Annotated in this window: 15 protein-coding genes and 1 pseudogene; 5 read left to right on the top strand and 11 right to left on the bottom strand. The window is 65.1% G+C overall.

Annotated features, from left to right (window positions below; genetic code table 11):
* Window positions 1–2: 2 nt before the first annotated feature.
* From treY to M2432_RS18895, 3 genes are all read left to right on the top strand, one after another.
* Window positions 3–2,276 (top strand): malto-oligosyltrehalose synthase, encoded by a 2,274-nt coding sequence (gene treY / locus M2432_RS18905; protein ID WP_280828355.1) that lies wholly within the window; start codon window positions 3–5, stop codon window positions 2,274–2,276.
* Window positions 2,269–4,008, top strand: coding sequence for a malto-oligosyltrehalose trehalohydrolase (treZ, locus tag M2432_RS18900; RefSeq protein ID WP_280828354.1), 1,740 nt, complete (start codon window positions 2,269–2,271; stop codon window positions 4,006–4,008). The genes treY and treZ overlap by 8 nt, the downstream gene beginning before the upstream one ends.
* Before the next feature lie 70 nt (window positions 4,009–4,078).
* Window positions 4,079–4,513 (top strand): hypothetical protein, encoded by a 435-nt coding sequence (locus M2432_RS18895; RefSeq protein ID WP_280828353.1) that lies wholly within the window; start codon window positions 4,079–4,081, stop codon window positions 4,511–4,513.
* Between the two features lie 4 nt (window positions 4,514–4,517).
* On the opposite strand, the gene ilvA is transcribed toward M2432_RS18895, so the two are convergent.
* Entirely contained in the window at window positions 4,518–5,798 is a 1,281-nt protein-coding gene (gene ilvA / locus M2432_RS18890) for a threonine ammonia-lyase IlvA (RefSeq protein WP_280828352.1), read from the bottom strand.
* 35 nt (window positions 5,799–5,833) lie between these two features.
* Here ilvA and M2432_RS18885 point away from each other — a divergent pair, with 35 nt between their 5' ends.
* Complete coding sequence (locus M2432_RS18885) at window positions 5,834–6,583, top strand: hypothetical protein (RefSeq protein WP_280828351.1); 750 nt, start codon at window positions 5,834–5,836, stop codon at window positions 6,581–6,583.
* On the opposite strand, the gene M2432_RS18880 is transcribed toward M2432_RS18885, so the two are convergent.
* The 5 genes from M2432_RS18880 to M2432_RS18860 all read right to left on the bottom strand — a co-directional run bounded on the left by M2432_RS18880 (window position 6,567) and on the right by M2432_RS18860 (window position 10,807).
* Window positions 6,567–7,544, bottom strand: a complete 978-nt coding sequence (locus tag M2432_RS18880; RefSeq protein WP_280828350.1) for a cation diffusion facilitator family transporter — start codon at window positions 7,542–7,544, stop codon at window positions 6,567–6,569. The two genes, M2432_RS18885 and M2432_RS18880, sit on opposite strands and share 17 nt — an antisense overlap.
* Window positions 7,544–7,927: a metalloregulator ArsR/SmtB family transcription factor gene (locus tag M2432_RS18875; protein WP_280828349.1), complete on the bottom strand. Its 384-nt coding sequence runs from the start codon at window positions 7,925–7,927 to the stop codon at window positions 7,544–7,546. The genes M2432_RS18880 and M2432_RS18875 overlap by 1 nt, the downstream gene beginning before the upstream one ends.
* A gap of 52 nt (window positions 7,928–7,979) precedes the next feature.
* Window positions 7,980–9,452 carry an ATP-binding protein gene (locus M2432_RS18870; RefSeq protein WP_280828348.1) on the bottom strand — a complete coding sequence of 491 codons (1,473 nt, stop codon included), beginning with the start codon at window positions 9,450–9,452 and terminating at the stop codon, window positions 7,980–7,982.
* A gap of 259 nt (window positions 9,453–9,711) precedes the next feature.
* Window positions 9,712–10,350 carry a DNA-directed RNA polymerase subunit beta gene (locus M2432_RS18865; RefSeq protein WP_280828347.1) on the bottom strand — a complete coding sequence of 213 codons (639 nt, stop codon included), beginning with the start codon at window positions 10,348–10,350 and terminating at the stop codon, window positions 9,712–9,714.
* A 79-nt stretch (window positions 10,351–10,429) separates the two neighbouring features.
* A complete protein-coding gene (locus M2432_RS18860; protein ID WP_280828346.1) occupies window positions 10,430–10,807 on the bottom strand; it encodes a hypothetical protein in 378 nt (125 codons plus the stop codon).
* Window positions 10,808–10,881: 74 nt separating this feature from the next.
* Here M2432_RS18860 and M2432_RS18855 point away from each other — a divergent pair, with 74 nt between their 5' ends.
* Window positions 10,882–11,220 carry an RNA polymerase-binding protein RbpA gene (locus M2432_RS18855; RefSeq protein ID WP_280828345.1) on the top strand — a complete coding sequence of 113 codons (339 nt, stop codon included), beginning with the start codon at window positions 10,882–10,884 and terminating at the stop codon, window positions 11,218–11,220.
* Window positions 11,221–11,353: 133 nt separating this feature from the next.
* Here M2432_RS18855 and lnt read toward each other — a convergent pair.
* From lnt to M2432_RS18830, 5 genes and pseudogenes are all read right to left on the bottom strand, one after another.
* Window positions 11,354–13,770: pseudogene (gene lnt, locus M2432_RS18850) on the bottom strand (apolipoprotein N-acyltransferase).
* 76 nt (window positions 13,771–13,846) lie between these two features.
* Window positions 13,847–15,451: an amidohydrolase gene (locus tag M2432_RS18845; protein WP_280828344.1), complete on the bottom strand. Its 1,605-nt coding sequence runs from the start codon at window positions 15,449–15,451 to the stop codon at window positions 13,847–13,849.
* A 21-nt stretch (window positions 15,452–15,472) separates the two neighbouring features.
* Entirely contained in the window at window positions 15,473–15,964 is a 492-nt protein-coding gene (locus tag M2432_RS18840) for an FxsA family protein (RefSeq protein ID WP_280828343.1), read from the bottom strand.
* Between the two features lie 42 nt (window positions 15,965–16,006).
* Window positions 16,007–16,900: a formyltetrahydrofolate deformylase gene (purU, locus tag M2432_RS18835; RefSeq protein WP_280828395.1), complete on the bottom strand. Its 894-nt coding sequence runs from the start codon at window positions 16,898–16,900 to the stop codon at window positions 16,007–16,009.
* Entirely contained in the window at window positions 16,897–17,277 is a 381-nt protein-coding gene (locus tag M2432_RS18830; protein ID WP_280828342.1) for a PPOX class F420-dependent oxidoreductase, read from the bottom strand. The genes purU and M2432_RS18830 overlap by 4 nt, the downstream gene beginning before the upstream one ends.
* Window positions 17,278–17,297: the final 20 nt, after the last annotated feature.

Raw genomic sequence — 17,297 nt, 5'->3', positions numbered from 1 at the left:
CGATGGCGGTACCGATACCAGTCTTGTCCACCTACCGGTTGCAACTGCGCAGTGACGGCATGACATTCGCCGATGCCGAGGCGCTGCTTCCCTATCTGGACCAACTGGGTGTCTCCCATCTGTATCTGTCGCCGGTACTGACCATGGCGGCCGGGTCTACCCACGGTTACGACGTGACCGATCCGACCTCGGTGTCAGCTGAGCTCGGTGGCGCAACAGGATTGGCGCAGTTATCCGCCGCGGCACAGGCCCGTGGCATGGGCCTGATCGTCGACATCGTGCCCAACCACGTCGGCGTCGAACGGCCCGAGCAGAACAGCTGGTGGTGGGACGTGTTGACGTACGGGCGCGCGTCGCAGTACGCCACGTTCTTTGACATCGACTGGGATGTGGACCCCGAGGGTCGAATCGTGTTGCCGGTCTTGGGTTCTGATTCCGATGTGAACGACCTGACCGTGGACGGCGGGGTGCTGCGGCTGGGTGACCGAGTGTGGCCGATCCGGCCGGGCACCGAAGGCGGTTCAGGCGCCGAGGTTCATTCCCGACAGAGCTATCGGCTGACCGGCTGGCGTTCCGGCGTCTGCGGCTACCGGCGCTTTTTCGCCATCACTTCCCTGGCCGCAGTTCGTCAGGAAGACCCCGCGGTGTTCGACGCCACCCACACCGAAATCGGCCGGTGGTTCCGCGAAGGTCTGGTGGACGGGCTGCGCATCGACCACATCGACGGATTGACCAACCCCGCAGGCTATCTCGACCGGTTACGGACACTGGTGGGGCCGGATGCCTGGATTGTCGCCGAGAAAATCCTGGCGCCCGACGAGCCACTGGGCCCCTGTCTACCCGTCGCCGGCACCACCGGATACGACGCTCTGCGAGAGATCGGCGGGGTCTTCGTCGATCCGACTGGAGAAGCTGCACTGACAGCCCTGGCCGCCGACACCGAAACCGACGTGCGGGCGTTGAAGGTCACCGCGGCCACCGAAACCCTATCCAGCGAACTGGCGCGGCTGCACCGCTCCGTCGAACAGGCGGCCGGCATGGACGACCCTGCGCTGCCTGAGGCCATTGCTACGTTGCTGGCCGGCATCAACATGTACCGCACCGACTACGGTACGGAAGAGTCGACCTTCCAGTTCACCCGGGCTTTCTCTGAGATGCTCACCTCTACAACAGGATCAAGCGCTTCTGCCATACTCGCGGCCGGGCTCGAAAACCCCGAGACCGCAGCGCGCCTGCAGCAGCTGTGCGGCGCCGTCACCGCGAAAGCCGTCGAGGACACCTGGTTCTACCGCGCCGCCCGACTGGTGTCGCTCAACGAAGTGGGCGGCGAACCCGAACTGTTCGGGATGTCTGTCAACGAGTTTCATGAACGCGCCAAACGTCGAGCACGGGACTGGCCGTCGGCCATGATCACGCTGTCCACCCACGACACCAAGCGCGGCGAGGATGTTCGGGCCCGAATCACGGTGCTGTCCCAAGTGGCCGGACCATGGGCGCAGCGGATGGTTCGATGGAACCGCGTGTGCCTACCACCCGATGAGGCGACCGGACTGTTCCTCTGGCAGAACATAGTGGGAGTGTGGCCGCTGTCCGGCGAGGTCGGTGATGCTGAGCGAGCGCGGCTACATGCCTTCACAGAGAAGGCAATCCGCGAAGCGGCGGTGCACACCACGTGGATTGATCCTGACCACGAATTCGAAGAATCGGTGCACGCCTGGCTCGATGCACTGATCGACGGCCCGATTGCAACCGAGATCACCGCGCTGGTCCAGCACCTCGACTCGGCCGCCCGCAGCGACGCCCTGGCACAGAAGCTACTGGCGCTGACCGTTCCCGGGGTTCCGGACATCTATCAGGGCACCGAATTATGGGACGACAGCCTGGTGGACCCCGATAATCGTCGACCGGTCGATTTCGCGCTTCGCCGTACCGAACTTGATGCGTTGGCCCACCGCAAGATCCGTGTGGTTGCCGCGGCGCTGCAGTCCCGGCGAGAACACCCGGACATGTACCTTTCCGGTGGCTACACTCCCGTGTTCGCCGATGGCGCAGCCGCCGAGCACGTCATCGCCTACCGACGCGGTGACGACGTGCTGGTGGCGATTCAGCGTTGGACACTGCGGCTGGGTGAAAAAGGCTGGGGTGAAACACAACTCACTCTCCCTCAGGGTGACTGGATCGACCGACTGACCGGGCGCACACTGTCCGGATCTGTGTCCGTGGCTGCCCTGTTCGCCGAATTGCCCGGCGTCCTGCTGGAGAAAGCCCGTGCCTGAGCACACATTCGAGGTCTGGGCGCCGCGGCCACAGACCGTACACCTTGACGTTGCCGGTGACCGGTACCCGATGACGCGCGGCGTCGACGGTTGGTGGCACAGCACCGTGGACGTCGCCGACGACGCCCGCTACGGTTTTGTCCTGGACGGCTCTGATCCATTGCCGGACCCGCGCTCGCCCCGACAACCCGATGGTGTGCACGGGCTTTCGCAACTGTGGTCACCTCCAGAGACCACGCCCGTGATGTGGCCCGGACGCCGGGTGTCCGGCGCCGTGATCTACGAGTTGCACATCGGCACCTTCACCCCCGCCGGCACTTTCGACGCTGCCATTGAGAAACTCGACTACCTGGTGGACCTCGGTGTCGACTTCGTCGAACTGATGCCGGTCAACGCGTTCAGCGGTTCGCACGGCTGGGGCTACGACGGCGTGCTGTGGTACTCCGTACACGAACCCTACGGCGGCCCTGAGAGTTTGATGCGACTCATCGACGCATGCCACCGCCGCGGCCTCGGGGTACTGATCGACGCAGTGTTCAATCACCTTGGGCCCTCCGGAAATTACCTACCCCACTTCGGGCCGTATCTAGCGGCAGACCGGACACCGTGGGGCGAAGCGATCAACCTCGACGGCGCCGGGTCCGACGAGGTACGCCGGTACATCGTCGAGTGCGCCTTACGTTGGATGCGCGAGTTTCACGCCGACGGCCTGCGACTGGATGCCGTGCACGCACTGGTGGACACCACCGCGATACATCTCCTCGAGGAACTTGCCGCCGAAACCGATGCACTGGCAGTCCAATTGGGCCGACCTCTGGCGCTGATCGCGGAGAGCGACCTCAACGATCCCCGGCTGATCACACCCCGCAGCCGCGGCGGGTGCGGACTGACAGCGCAGTGGGACGACGATATCCACCATGCCATTCACACCGCAGTGTCGGGCGAAAGGCAGGGTTACTACGCTGATTTCGGCTCGCTGGCGACATTGGCCGACACTCTTCGCTATGGCTTCTTCCATGCCGGCACCTACTCATCGTTCCGGGGGCGACGCCACGGCCGCCCGTTGGACACTGCGACCGTCCCGGCGACCCGACTGCTGGCCTATACCCTGACCCACGATCAGGTCGGTAATCGCGCCCTGGGCGACCGCCCCTCCCAGAACCTGACTTTCGGCCAATTGGCGGTTAAGGCTGCTTTGGTGCTCGGATCGCCCTACACCGCAATGCTTTTCATGGGTGAGGAATGGGGTGCATCCACCCCGTTCCAGTTCTTCAGCTCGCACCCTGAACCCGAACTGGCCCGTGCGACAGCCGAAGGCCGCAAAGCCGAATTCGCCGAGCACGGTTGGGATGCAGACGATATCCCCGACCCACAGGACGTTGCGACGTTCCTGCGTTCCAAGCTGCGCTGGGACGAGGTGCACTCCGGCGAGCATGTCCGACTACTGCAGACGTACCGCGATCTGATCGCACTGCGACGCGCCGAACCCGACCTAGCCGACCCGTGGCTTGATCACCTGCGTATCGAGTTCGATGAGGATCAGCGCTGGATCATCATGCACCGCGGAGCGCTGGCCATCGTCTGCAATCTGGGCTCGGACCCGGTTTCGATCCCGGTGACCGGCGATGTGGTGCTGGCCTGGGATCCCCCTGACGCCGGGGTAACCGAAACCGCTGCCGCCGGAACCCGTTTGGCCGCACATTCTTTCGCAATTCTGCGCGCTGTCAACTAGTTTTCCACAGCTTCGCAGCCTGTGCATAAAGCAGTAGCGTCTCAGGGCCGTGCCCGGCCATGATGCGAGCATGACTCATGATCGGCCGCCCATCGAAACCGCCACTGACCCCATCCGTTCCACCAGTGACATGCGGCAGCGCTGGCGGGCCCTGATGGGTGAGCTCGGATTCGGTCAAAGCATGCTGTGGGTCGGATTCGTCGGCCCCGACCGCCGTATGCCCAAGCTGCTGATCGACCTGCCCAGGCCGGCATCTCCGCGCAGCGATCTGGTCGACCCTCTGTTGGACGAACTGGTCAGGGTGCTCGATGACATGGAACCGGGCACCACCGTGGCATTCCTGCTCACCGGTCCCGGCCACGGCCCACTGTCCACCTTGCATCGGCGGTGGGCCACTGAACTTACCGCTGCCGCAGCCCAACGCGCCGTCCCACTCAAGCCGATCTTCGGCGCGAATGACGACATGCTGATCGAGGTCGATTCCGCCCTCAAGCAGGCCGGATGACCGGTCAGGTCAGATAGCGGTAGGCCGTTGAGCCAGGTTCCAGCGCTTCGACGTAAATGCCGGAGCTGTGCATCCTGTCCAGCAGACCGTCGAAGTCGGCAGCCGACCCCAGTTCAATACCCACCAGCGCCGCACCGGTCTCGCGGTTGTTGCGCTTGACGTACTCGAACAGAGTGATGTCGTCGTTCGGCCCGAGCACCTCGTCAAGGAATCGGCGCAATGCACCGGGCTCTTGCGGGAAGTCGACCAGAAAATAGTGCTTGACCCCTAGGTGCACCAGCGAGCGTTCCAGGACCTCGCCGTAGCGCGAAACATCGTTGTTGCCACCGGATATCAGGCACACGACCGTCGACCCCGGCTCGATGTCGGTCTCCATCAAGGCGGCAACCGACAGCGCGCCGGCGGGCTCGGCGATGATGCCCTCATTCTGATACAGGTCGAGCATCGCGGTGCATACCGCGCCCTCGTCGACGGTCGTGATCGAGACCATGTCGCCGGCAGCGGCCAACGCCGCATAGGTGAGGGTCCCGGCGCGCGCGACCGCGGCGCCGTCGACGAATTGGTCGACGTACTCCAACGTCACCGGCTCACCCTTGGCCAACGCGGCGATCATCGATGCCGCACCCGCCGGTTCGGCGCCGAGAACAGCGGTGCCGTCGGTGTGTTCGGCCAGGTAGGTGGTGATACCGCTGATGCAGCCGCCACCACCGACCGGCACGATCACCAGGTCGGGTTCGGTGTCGAGCTGATCGAGGATCTCGACCGCGATAGTGCCCTGCCCGGCCATGGTGCGCAGGTCGTCGTACGGCGGGACCAGGGTGGCACCGGTTCGAGCCACGTCCTCCAACGCCGCCTCGGCGGCCAGGTCGTAGGTGGCACCGCCGACGATCAGCTCGATGAATTCGCCGCCGTGATAGCGAATCCGGTCTCGCTTCTGTTTGGGAGTCTTGGCCGGGACGTACACGCGACCGTGAACGGCCATCGACTTACAGGCCAAGGCGAACCCCTGGGCGTGATTACCTGCGGACGAGCACACCGCGCCTGCGGCCTTCTCCTCGTCCGACAGCTGCATCAGCAGGTTGTAGGCACCACGCAGCTTGTACGAGCGCACCGCCTGCAGATCCTCGCGCTTGAGGTACACGTTGGCGCCGGTCAACGCGGAGAGTCGATCACTGAACTGCAGCGGGGTTCGAGTCACCACCGAAGAAATTCGCTGAGCAGCCTCGACGACGTCAGCCGCGGTTAGCGGTGACCTGTGGGTTCCCTGGCTCAGCTCGGCAGACACCGCCTAATGGTGCCACTCGATGCGAAACTGAGCGCATGGACCCCATATCCGAGCCGTTGCCACCGGCGATCAAGTCGTTTGTGGAGCGCACGCACCGCCTCACCAGCAGTGCCGAGCACCACGTGCCGTCCTGGCTGCGACCCGGAGCGCCGGAGAACCGGTTGCCGGTGATTTTCGCGATCCTGGCCGCGGTGGTACTGCAACGGGCGATACCCCAGCAGTACACCATCCCGGCGATTCCCCGGTGGCCGTTGATCACTTTGGAACTGCTACTGGTGGCTGTGCTGTTGGTGATCAACCCACTTCGGCTGTCCCGGCGGACTACCGTCGGCAAGTGGACGATGATCGCGTTGACTGCCGCCATCACCGTCGACAACACCGCATCTGCGCTGATCCTGGACCTGAACATCTTGTCCGGCAGGGTCAGCAACGACGCCGGCGTCCTCTTGGGCAGTGGCGCAGCGGTATTCATCACCAATGTCATTGTGTTCGGCATCTGGTACTGGGAGCTCGACCGCGGCGGCCCGTTCGCTCGGCGATCCGGTGACAACCCCTATCCGGACTTTCAGTTCCCGCAGATGTGCGATCCGCAGAACGCCCAACCCAGTTGGCGCCCAACGTTCATCGACTACCTGTACACCAGCTACACCAACGTGGTGGCGTTCTCCCCCACCGACACCATGCCGCTGTCCCGGTGGGCCAAGGTGATGATGTCGCTGCAGTCGTTGGTTGCCATGTCCACGATCGCGCTGGTGATCGCCCGCGCGGTCAATGTGCTGAAGTGACCCGCGCCGGATAGGCGTGCACCAACACCGTCGACAGCTTCGGAATAGCATGGGACAGTTCGTGTTCAGCATCGTGAGCCAGCTGGTGCGCGGCGGTCAGTGACAACGTGTCGTCGACGTCGAGTTCGGCGTCGGCTTCCAATCGGTGCCCCACCCAGCGCATCCGGACCCGTCGCACCGACCGCACATGTGGTTGCCCGGCCAGCACGGTGTGTGCGGTGTCGACCAATGCCGGGTCCACGCCGTCGAGTAACCGGGAGAACACGTCGCGCGCCGCGGTGACCAGCACAGTTACGATGGCTCCGGCGATCAGCAACCCGACGATCGGGTCGGCCAGCGGGTAACCCAGCGCAACGCCGGCAGCCCCGGCCACCACGGCCAGTGAGGTGAAACCATCCGCGCGGGCATGCATTCCGTCGGCCCGCAGTGCCGCCGAACCGATGCGCCGGCCCACCCTGATGCGGTAGACGGCTACCAACTCGTTGCCGATGAACCCCACCAACCCCGCCGCGGCCACCCAGCCCAGGTGAGCGATGGGGACCGGATTGACCAATCTGCGGACCGCCTCGACCGATGCGACCACCGCCGAAATCGCAATCACCACAACGACAAACAGGCCGGCCAGATCCTCGACGCGGCCGAAGCCATAGGTGAAACGCCGGGTTGCTGCCCGCCCGCTGATCGAGAACGCGAACCACAGCGGCACTGCGGTCAGCGCGTCGAACACGTTATGGATGGTGTCCGCCAGCAGTGCGACCGATCCTGACAGCGCAAAGATGGCCATCTGCAGGACGGCCGTGGCACCGAGCACCAGCAGACTGATCTTGACCGCCCGGATGCCGGCTGCGCTGTCGCGCAGGGCCTCATCGATGCGACCGGCGTGGTCGTGGGTATGTGCATGTCCCTGGCCGTGCCCGTGCACGTGCGAATGGCCGTGTGAATGACCGTGGAACCCGGACATCAGCGGGTCCCGTCACGCAACTGGCGCACGCCCGCGTCGTTCCGGTGGTGCGCTGGGATACCGCCGGCGGCGTGTTCGGCGTTGTGCACGGCGTCGCGCACCAACTGCGCGACATGGTCGTTCTCCAACCGATAGAACACCTGGGTGCCCTCGCGGCGGGTCCGCACCAGGCGCGCCATTCGCAGTTTCGCCAGATGCTGTGACACCGACGGTGCCGGCTTGTCGACTCGGTCTGCCAGATCGTTGACCGGCAGTTCGCCCTCGGTCAGTGCCCACAGCAGTTGCACGCGGGTCGCATCGGCAAGCATCCGGAACACCTCGACGACCAGCGCTGCGTGCTCCTCGGCCAACCGATTCACACCCACCTGCTTATCTGCATTCATACGCAGATAATAGCGCTCAGCCGCCGCCGAACTGAATCCACCTGAGGCGGACTCAGCCGCCCTCGCCCGTCATATTGGGTTGCAATGGCAACCGCACGACGAATCTGGTGTCGTGCGGCCGTGAGGTGACCGACAGCTCTCCGGCATGCCGGTTGACGACGATCCGCCACGCCAGGTGCAGACCTAGACCAGTGCCCTCTCCGATTGGCTTGGTGGTGAAGAACGGTTCGAAGATGCGCCCGCGGGCATCCTCGGCAATTCCGCTGCCGGTGTCACAGATTTCGATCCGGACGCTGTCGTCATCGAGCCTGGTCCGCACCGAGAGTGTGCCGGTGCCGGCCGAGCCGCCATCAGCATCCCTCATCGCAGCGACCGCGTTGTCGATGATGTTGGTCCATACCTGATTGAGTTCTGCTGGATAACAAAGTAATTCGGGTATCGATTGATCGAACTCGGTGATCACCTCGATCCCGGCTTCCTTGCCGATGCGCCCAGCGAACATCCGCAACGTACTGTTCAGCAACGCGTTGACGTCAGCGAACTGGAACGGTGCACTGTTCAGTTGGCTGTACTGCTTGACGTCGGTGACCAGCCCCGAAATCCGTTGGGCCGCATCATGGAGCTGATGGGTCAACAGCTCGGCCTCGGCCCGGTGCCGGAGCCACTGTATGGCATTTCCCAGCCAAGGCGGCCGCTCGTCACCCGGCGACAGCTGTTCCAGCCATTGCCGATCCAGTCCGGCTTCGACAAACGTCGACGCCATGTCCCACGCGTCGGCAATCCCGCGATCGGACAACCATTCACCGATCTCGTCTTCGAGGTCCGACGCCTGCATCGCCGACGGCGCCCGCCCCGAAATACCTGCTACGCGCGCCACCACATCACTCTGCGCGGAGGCCAGAAAACTGAGTGCCTCATCGTCGAATTGCTTGTCCACCAACGGAGTCGTGACTACGTCCAGCATCGTCCGCAGCCCGCCTGCCGCGCGGACCACGGCCGCCACGGGGTTGTTGAGCTCGTGCGTCAGGGCGGCGGACAGCTGCCCGAGCGCAAGCAACCGGTCGCGTTCGTCGGCGACACGGTGTTGCTTTTCAGCGGTCTCTGCCAAGCCATCGATGAGATGCACCGCCATCGGGAACTGGCTTTTGACGAAGGTGCCGAATTCCGCGGCGCTCATGACGAAGAACCGCGAACGTCGGGTGGCCCGCACCGAGAACCGGTTCCGGTCATGTCCCACCTGACTGAACGCCGACCGCGCACCGAAGTAGACGCCGGGCTGCGCAGTCCGGTTGATCTCGAGATCACGCCCCGCGGCCCGCTTCGAGATCACCAATTCGCCGTCCAGCAGTACGTGCAGGGGCGCAACCGGATCGCCTTCAGCGATGATCGGGCCCGGGCCCTGCTCCTCGACATGACCCACGCTGCTCAGGTACCCCAGTTGCTCGTCCGACAACGACTCGAACAGAAACAAGGCCTTCAGTTCTTCGGGTGGGCAGTGCCGCCGTTCACCACCGCCATCTGTCACGCCGACACACTAAGCCCGACCGGCCGATGTGTGTGTCTTTCCAGTCAGTCCGCATCCGGGTGGCCAGCACCACAGCGCTACCCGCCCGACGGGCACGCGACAACGGCACTCACGAGTTGCTCGCGCATCCGGTTGTTCGGCTAGAGTGAACAGCGCCAGGCCGCAGTAACCCCGGGCCCCAAATTTTGCCGCCGAGAGCGGCCACTCGCCGAGAGGCGTTCTGCGGTCTGGCTTTAACTTCCCGGTTACCCGCTCAGCTTCAGTCCAGCGAGCCGCTGCGCCACAACGCGGCGGCGGCACCCAGCTCATTGGCCAATCGGGTAAATCGCACAGCATGCTCGGTCAGCTCGGCGGCGCGCTCCGGCGCCGTCACGGCCGCATCTTCCGCCAAACTCATCGATCCCGCGGCACTGAGTCGGCAATACGCCGCAGCGCGCTCCAAGGCGACCGCGAAGTCACCCTCGAACACCCCGCGCAATATCCGGTCGGCCAGTTCGCGGATCTCAGCCGGCCCCGTCGGCGTCGCCGCACCGGCGACCACAGGGTCGATCGAATGCACCATGTCCACGCCACGTACGTACAGCAGGCTGGCGGCATGCGGGTCCTGCCGGATGGTCAGCCGAAGCACGTAGACCCGCCACAACACGCCGGGCAGGCTCCGCGCGTCGGCACCCGACCACAGCTCGGCGATGTCGTCGATGCCGTGTTCGTCGGTGTAGGCAACCAATCGGGACACCACGTCCGGGTCGGGATAGCTCCGCACCCGCTCCAGCAGCGCTGCTGCCGTCTCGTGGGCGATCCGGCTGGCATGAACCGGATCCTCGACGCCGCCGAACGCTTCGAAGTCCCGGCCCAGGAATTTCGTGGGCTTGTGGATTCGGCGCCCTTCGCCGCTCATCAGGTTTTCTCCCGTCGCTTCGCTCGCCCCGGAGGTCTCTCCCGTCGCTTCGCTCGCCCCGGAGGTCTCTCCCGTCGCTTCAACGCCAACCGTCAGCGTCCTTCGCCGCACGCACCAGCACCTCACACAGCTCGCTCAACTCGGCCACATCGGCGCCCTCGGACACTGCCATTGCCACGTCCTCAGCCGCACAACGTACCTGGTACACCCGATCCGACAGCGCCTCGGCTTCGTCAGCCGTCAACACCACCGAGTCCGGCGCCAGCGACGTGCCTTTCACCATGGCGCGCTGCTCGTATGCCCGTTGTCGACAGGACTGACGGCAGTATTGCCGTCGCCGTCCCATCCCGGCATCGGCGACCTCGCGACCGCACCACCGACACGGCTGTGCCTTCGAGCGCCTTACTGATGCCACGCCCGCGACTGTAACCGCCGACCGCCACAACCCCGGTATCATGAACAATTGAGTCGGGAACTGCGCGGCGCTGGCCTGCGTTGTCTACCCGTCGCTATACCAAGGAGTGTTTGACGATGGCTGATCGCGTCCTGAGAGGCAGTCGCCTCGGAGCCGTGAGCTACGAGACCGACCGTAACCATGACCTGGCACCGCGTCAGGTGGCCCGCTACCGCACCGACAACGGCGAGGAATTCGAGGTTCCGTTCGCCGACGATGCGGAGATCCCAGGCACCTGGGCCTGCCGCAACGGCATGGAGGGCACCCTGATCGAGGGCAACGCCCCCGAGCCCAAGAAGGTCAAGCCGCCGCGTACCCACTGGGACATGCTGCTGGAGCGCCGTTCGGTCGTAGAGCTCGAAGAGCTGCTCAAAGAGCGCCTGGAGCTGATCAAGACCCGCCGTCGCGGCAACTGATCCCCTGGCAATAGAAAAACCCCGCACATGCGGGGTTTTTTATTGCTCACGGATGCACGGCAAGCGTGCCCAGATCGACGTTTTTGCCGCTTGCCCTCGTGCTTTGCGGCCCGTTTGTCGGTTTCGGCGCGAACTAGCGGGAGATGCCACGGGCGCGGTCAAGCCGGCCCTGGATACCCCACTTCGCGACCTGCGACATGGCCTCACGAATGTTCGAGCCGCTCATCTTCGACACACCGAGTTCGCGCTCAGTGAAGGTGATCGGCACCTCGACCACCTTGAAGCCGGCGTTGATGGCGCGCCAGGTCAGGTCGATCTGGAAGCAGTAACCCTTGGAATCGACGTCATCGAGGCCGATCTTCTCCAGCACGCCGCGCCGGTATGCGCGGTAGCCGGCGGTGATGTCGTGGATGTCCACGCCCAACAGCACGCGTGAATAGGTATTGGCGGTGCGCGACAGGACCAGTCGACGGTGCGGCCAGTTGCGCACGGTCCCGCCGGGCACATACCGCGAACCGATGGCCAGATCAGCCCCGCCATCAACGGCGTCCAGTAGCCGGTACAGCTCCTCGGGGGCGTGGCTGCCGTCGGCATCCATCTCCACCAGGACGTGGTATCCACGACTCAGGCCCCAACCGAATCCCTCGATGTACGCCGCGCCCAACCCGCCTTTGCCTGGGCGATGCATGACGTGCAGGCGGTCCGGATCGGCGAGCGACAGCTCGTCGGCCAACTGTCCGGTGCCGTCGGGGCTGCCGTCGTCGACCACCAGGATGTGCACGTCGGGCCGAGCGGCGTGGACGCGGCCCACGATGAGCGGCAGATTCTCCCGCTCGTTGTAGGTCGGAATAATGACCAGCGTGCGCTGACTCGGACGGTCGCCACCCATGGTCATTGCCCCTCTTCGTTGTCTTCTTCTATGCCTGCACGGCCTGCCGCGTCCGCCCTGTAGCGACGCACGAACATCCCATTCTGCAGCATGTTGTGCACCATGGCCGCCAGCAGACCCCCCGCACCCACCGCGATCAGCAATCCGTTGACGATCGGCCCCCATTGCGTCGCCGGAGTCAGCTCCGTCTTCAACCGCACCTGTTTGTCCAGGTAGGCGGGCTCGAAGAACGCCGTCCGCGCGATCTCACGGCCGTCGGGCGCGATCACGGCACTGATTCCGGTAGTCCCGGCGACGACCACATAACGGTCGTGCTCGACGGCACGGAGCCGGGCGAACGCCAGCTGCTGCGCGCTCATCGACTCGTCGAAGGTTGCGTTGTTGGTCGGCACCGCCAGCAGCTGGGCGCCGTTGAGCACCGCCTGCCGCGGCGCGCGATCGAAGATGACCTCCCAGCAGGTGGTCACGCCGATGGGCACCCCGGCCGCGGTGACCACACCGTTGCCGTGTCCCGGAACGAAGTAGCCCGCCCTATCGGCATATGACGACAAATGCTTGAAGAACCCGCGCCACGGCAGATATTCACCGAAGGGCTGCACGATCGCCTTGTCGTGCCGCTCCCCCGGCCCGTTGGTGCCGTCCCAGACGATCACCGAGTTGGTGGTCGCCGGGTTATCCGGTGAATAGTGCGGTGCGGCCAACACGGTACCGACCAGAATCGGCGCGTGAATGGCCAAGGAAGCCGCTGAAATCTCTTGCGCTGCATCGAGATTTGTCAGTGGATCGATGTCCGAAGAGTTCTCCGGCCAGATCACCACCGCTGGTTGATGGGCGCGACCGGCGCGGACGTCATCGGCCAGTTGCATGGTCTCGTGCACGTGGTTGTCCAGCACTGCACGCCGTTGGGCGTTGAAATCCAGCCCCAACCTCGGCACGTTGCCCTGAACCGCGGCGACCGTGACGGGCGGTTCGTCGCTGGCCCCCGAACCCGCCTGGCGCACCGCAGGCCAGGCCAGGCCCGCCAACAACAGCACCAACGCAACGCTCACACCCGGGATTACCGCTTCGGACGGCGCCGCGGCACCGGTGCGGTGGTCATGGCGCAACCTCTCGACCGTCTCGAGCACCAGTGCCGTCAGCCCGAAGCCGACCAGTGCCACCGCGAAAGACAACAGCGGCGCACCGCCGTACCGGGCCAGCGCCAACAGTGGACCGTTGACCTGGCTGAAACCCACCACGCCCCACGGAAAGCCACCGAACGGCACTGTCGACTTGGCCCACTCAGCCAACAACCACAGGCCGGCGAACCACACCGGCCAACCCGGCAAGGTGCGCACCAGCGCCGCCATCAGCCCGAAAAATCCCGTGAACAGTGCCTCCAACGCCGCCAGCAGTAGCCAGGGCACCGGACCCACCAGAGCGCTGATCCACGGCAGCAAAAACACGTGGAACACCAGCCCGGTCAGCATTCCGTAACCGAAACTGCCTGCCGGTGTTGTCTTTTCGTGCACCAGAACCCAGCCCAGCAAGGCCATTGCCGGGAACGCCAGGTACCAGTAGCCCATCGGGGGGAACGCCGCATACAACAGCAGGCCCGCGGCGATCGCCGCCGCCAAGCGCATCAGCCGGGGCTCGAAGAACCGCTTCGCCGCGACCAGCATGCGCTGCCCAAGACCCGGACCGGCCGGCGCCGGGTCGTCCGTGAAATCCGCCACATCGGCTTCGGTCACGCCGTCATCAACCATGAATTACCTCGCCGCAGCGGACGGTTCGCACGCAAGTGGGCAAGTCGTCGTCGGGCCCCAGCGGCGGCAGGGCCGGCACCCGGGACCGCGGATCGGTGGACCAGCGCTGCACCGCGTCGGCCGGCGCGGTGACGTCCAGAGCCTCGGCACCCCCGGGCACCCGCCATACCGCGTACGACGCAGGGGCGCCGGGGACCAGGGTGCCGGTCATCCCGTCGCGGACGCCGCCGGCCCGCCATGCCCCGCGGGTGGCGGCCAGGAACGCCGACCGCGCCGAGATAGCGCTGCCCGGAGTCTGATGCAAAGTCGCGGCTCGCACTGATCCCCACGGATTCATGCTGGTGACGGGACTGTCAGAGCCGAACGCGAGAGGCACGCCTGCTGATGCTAACAGCGCAAACGGGTTCAATTTGAGCGCTCGATCAATACCGAGCCGCTGGGCGTACATGCTGTCCGTACCGCCCCAGAGCGCATCGAAGTTCGGCTGCATGCTGGCCACCACGCCCCACGCTCCGAGTTGCCGAGCCTGCTCGTCGTCAACCATCTCGAGGTGTTCCAGCCGATGACCGCACCGTGCCACAGTGGGTGCACCGAAGGAGGACACGGCCTGAGCGAACGCGCGCACCACCACGTCGACGGCCGCATCACCGATGACATGGAATCCGGCGGTGACCCCGGCCTCGGTACAGGCCAGCAAGTGTGCTGTCACCGCATCGACGTCCAGATAGCGGTTGCCGCAGCAGTGCGGGGCGTCGGCGTAGGGCTGCTTCAGCCAAGCAGTACGTGAGCCCAGCGCGCCGTCGATGAAGAGGTCGCCGGCCAGGCCACGGGCGCCCGTCTGCTCGAGCAGGCTCCGCGCCTGTGCGGCGGTGCTGACGGCCTCGCCCCAGTAACCGACGATCTCGACACCGTGCTCCGTAGAGCTCAGGTCGGCCCAGTCGTCCGCTCCGCCGATGTCGGGTCCCGCACACTCGTGCACCGCGACGATGCCGTTGCGCGCGGCCAAATCGAGCGCGGCTGCCTGCGCAGCGCGGCGCTGAGTTGGGCTGAGCAGGTCCCGGGCCGCGGCCCGCACTCGATGATGCGCATCGGCGGTCAACGGTGCCTGCTCCGAAAAGCCCTCCGCTCCAACCAGTTCCGGCACCAATCGGCGTAACGCCGTCGACGCGGCTGCCGAATGCACGTCGACCCGGGCCAGGTACGCCGGCCGGCCGTCGAGGACGCGGTCCAGGTCGGCAGTGGTCGGCGGGGTTTTGACCGGCCAGCCCGACTCGTCCCAGCCGTGGCCCCAGATGATGCCGTCCGGCTGGCTCGCGGCGTACTGCACGAGCCGTGTCAGCAACTGCTCCAACGACGTGACCGACCGCAGATCCAGACCGGTGACGTTCAGCCCGGTGGCGGTGAGGTGGACGTGACTGTCGACGAATGCCGGGGCAATGAAGGCGCCCTCGAGGTCGTTAACGATGGCGTCCGGAAACTGGGCCCGCCCGATGTCGTCAGAGCCGAGCCAGACCACCAGCCCGTCGCGTACTGCCAGGGCGGTCGCATCGGGCGCAGCCGGACTGTGCACCCGGCCATTGAGCATCAGTGTCGTCACGAAAGTGACAGGTTAGTCCGTTCAGCCAGCCTGACGTCGCACCGCAACCGGTTCGCTGTCGATCACGTCGATCACTTCACCGTCGATGTAGTCGCCGCGACCCCGATAGCGCTCATCGTGGTTGATATAGATCACCTCGGTCGGGTAATTCATCGGCCCGCCCAACTGACGGCTCAACACCGCCTTGGCGGCCGGCCGGATGAGCGCCCGCGTCGGCGGCAGCAACATCAGTGCCCCTACCACCGTGCTGGCCACACCGGGCAGCACCACCAGCAGCGTGCCCAAGGCCACCAGCACACTGTCGGTGAGTAATGCCTGGTCACCGGTGCGAGCGCTCAACGCGTCCTGCAACCGGCCGACATGCCGGGTGATCTGTGCACCGGCGATCGCAAGCCCCGCCGCGAACGTCGCCAGCAACGCCAGCAGCGTCCAGCCAACGCCGATGGTCGACGCCAAGACCGCGAGAACCGCAATCTCGATCAGCGCATAGACCAGAAACAGTCGGGTAGCCATGCCCAGAACAACGTACGAAACCGCCCGCGCGTTCCGGTTCGGTCAGAAAATGACGGTTTCGTTACCGTTGCGAAGAATGCGGTCCTGGCAATGCCACAGCACCGCTCGGGACAGCACTGCCCGTTCCACGTCGGCGCCCAGACGCACCAAATCCTCGACTGAATCAGCATGGTCCACCCGGACCACGTCCTGTTCGATGATCGGGCCCTCGTCCAGGTCCTCGGTGACGTAGTGCGCCGTGGCGCCTACCAACTTCACGCCGCGTTCCTTGGCCCGCCGGTACGGCGTGGCGCCGATGAACGCCGGCAGGAACGAGTGGTGGATGTTGATCAGCGGGCAGTCGATGGCAGCCAGGAATTTCGGGGTGATGATCTGCATGTAGCGAGCCAGCACCACCAGATCGACGTTGCCTTTGAGCAATTCGAGCTGGCGTTGCTCCGCTTGCTCCCTGATATCCCGGTTGGCCGGGATGTGGACGAATGGCACCCCGAAAGCGCGGACCTGCTCGGCCAGATCGGCGTGGTTGGAGATGACCATGACCACCGTCATGTCGAGTTCGCCACGTCGGTTGCGCCACAACAGGTCCAGCAGGCAGTGGTCGGCGGTGGAGGCCATGATGGCCACCCGCTTGGGCTTGGCGGCGTCGGTGAACCGATATTCCATGCCGAATTCTTCTGCTACCGCCGCAAACTCGCGCTCCAGGTCCGGCTGCGCGGCGGCCAGACCGGGCAGATGGAAGACTGTGCGCTGCAGGAACATTCCGTCTTCGGGCTGGGTGGAATGCTGATCCAGCGAAATGATGTTGGTGCCGGCTTTGGTCAGGAATGTCGACACCGCTGCAATGACGCCGCGACGGTCCGGACAGCTGAGCAGTAGCCGTCCGATGTCCTTGTGACGCGGCAACTTTGGCGCGCCGGCGGGAAAGCCACTCACTATGCTGCCCGTAGCTCCAGAGCGAGGTTGTTCTGCATTCCGCCGCGCATCTTGGAAAAGAAGTTGAACGTCTTGCCGATCAGCCCGTAGCGCTTGCCGATACCGTCGTACACGGTGCCCAACTGCGACTGGTCCAGGATCGTTGCCGTGGCCTCCACCGCCTCGCTCTTCGGGTTACCGCGCATATCGCACTTGGCAACGGTCACCCGCGGGGTGTTGCGGATACGCTTGACCTTCCAGGACTTCGACTCGGTGATGACCAGCAGCCGCTCGCCATCGGGTACCGCCCAGATTGCGGTGGGCTTCGGACGGCCGTCCTTGGTGAAGGTGGTCAGCAGGATGTAGTTGGCCTTGGCGACGTCGGCAAAGGTGAGAGCCATGGCGCCAGACTAATCCAGCG

The sequence above is a fragment of the Mycobacterium sp. OTB74 genome (assembly GCF_029892685.1).
GTDB lineage: Bacteria > Actinomycetota > Actinomycetes > Mycobacteriales > Mycobacteriaceae > Mycobacterium.
The sequence above is the reverse complement of the archived record's forward strand: the minus strand, read 5'-3'. Positions and strand labels throughout refer to the sequence as shown.

Coding starts and splice junctions, on each gene's coding strand:
- M2432_RS18875 (WP_280828349.1), bottom strand. CDS start 7,927: ATGAATGCAGATAAGCAGGTGGGTGTGAATCGGTTGGCCGAGGAGCAC.
- treY (WP_280828355.1), top strand. CDS start 3: ATGGCGGTACCGATACCAGTCTTGTCCACCTACCGGTTGCAACTGCGC.
- M2432_RS18880 (WP_280828350.1), bottom strand. CDS start 7,544: ATGTCCGGGTTCCACGGTCATTCACACGGCCATTCGCACGTGCACGGG.
- M2432_RS18855 (WP_280828345.1), top strand. CDS start 10,882: ATGGCTGATCGCGTCCTGAGAGGCAGTCGCCTCGGAGCCGTGAGCTAC.
- M2432_RS18895 (WP_280828353.1), top strand. CDS start 4,079: ATGACTCATGATCGGCCGCCCATCGAAACCGCCACTGACCCCATCCGT.
- M2432_RS18840 (WP_280828343.1), bottom strand. CDS start 15,964: ATGGCTACCCGACTGTTTCTGGTCTATGCGCTGATCGAGATTGCGGTT.
- M2432_RS18860 (WP_280828346.1), bottom strand. CDS start 10,807: ATGATACCGGGGTTGTGGCGGTCGGCGGTTACAGTCGCGGGCGTGGCA.
- M2432_RS18865 (WP_280828347.1), bottom strand. CDS start 10,350: ATGAGCGGCGAAGGGCGCCGAATCCACAAGCCCACGAAATTCCTGGGC.
- M2432_RS18885 (WP_280828351.1), top strand. CDS start 5,834: ATGGACCCCATATCCGAGCCGTTGCCACCGGCGATCAAGTCGTTTGTG.
- M2432_RS18830 (WP_280828342.1), bottom strand. CDS start 17,277: ATGGCTCTCACCTTTGCCGACGTCGCCAAGGCCAACTACATCCTGCTG.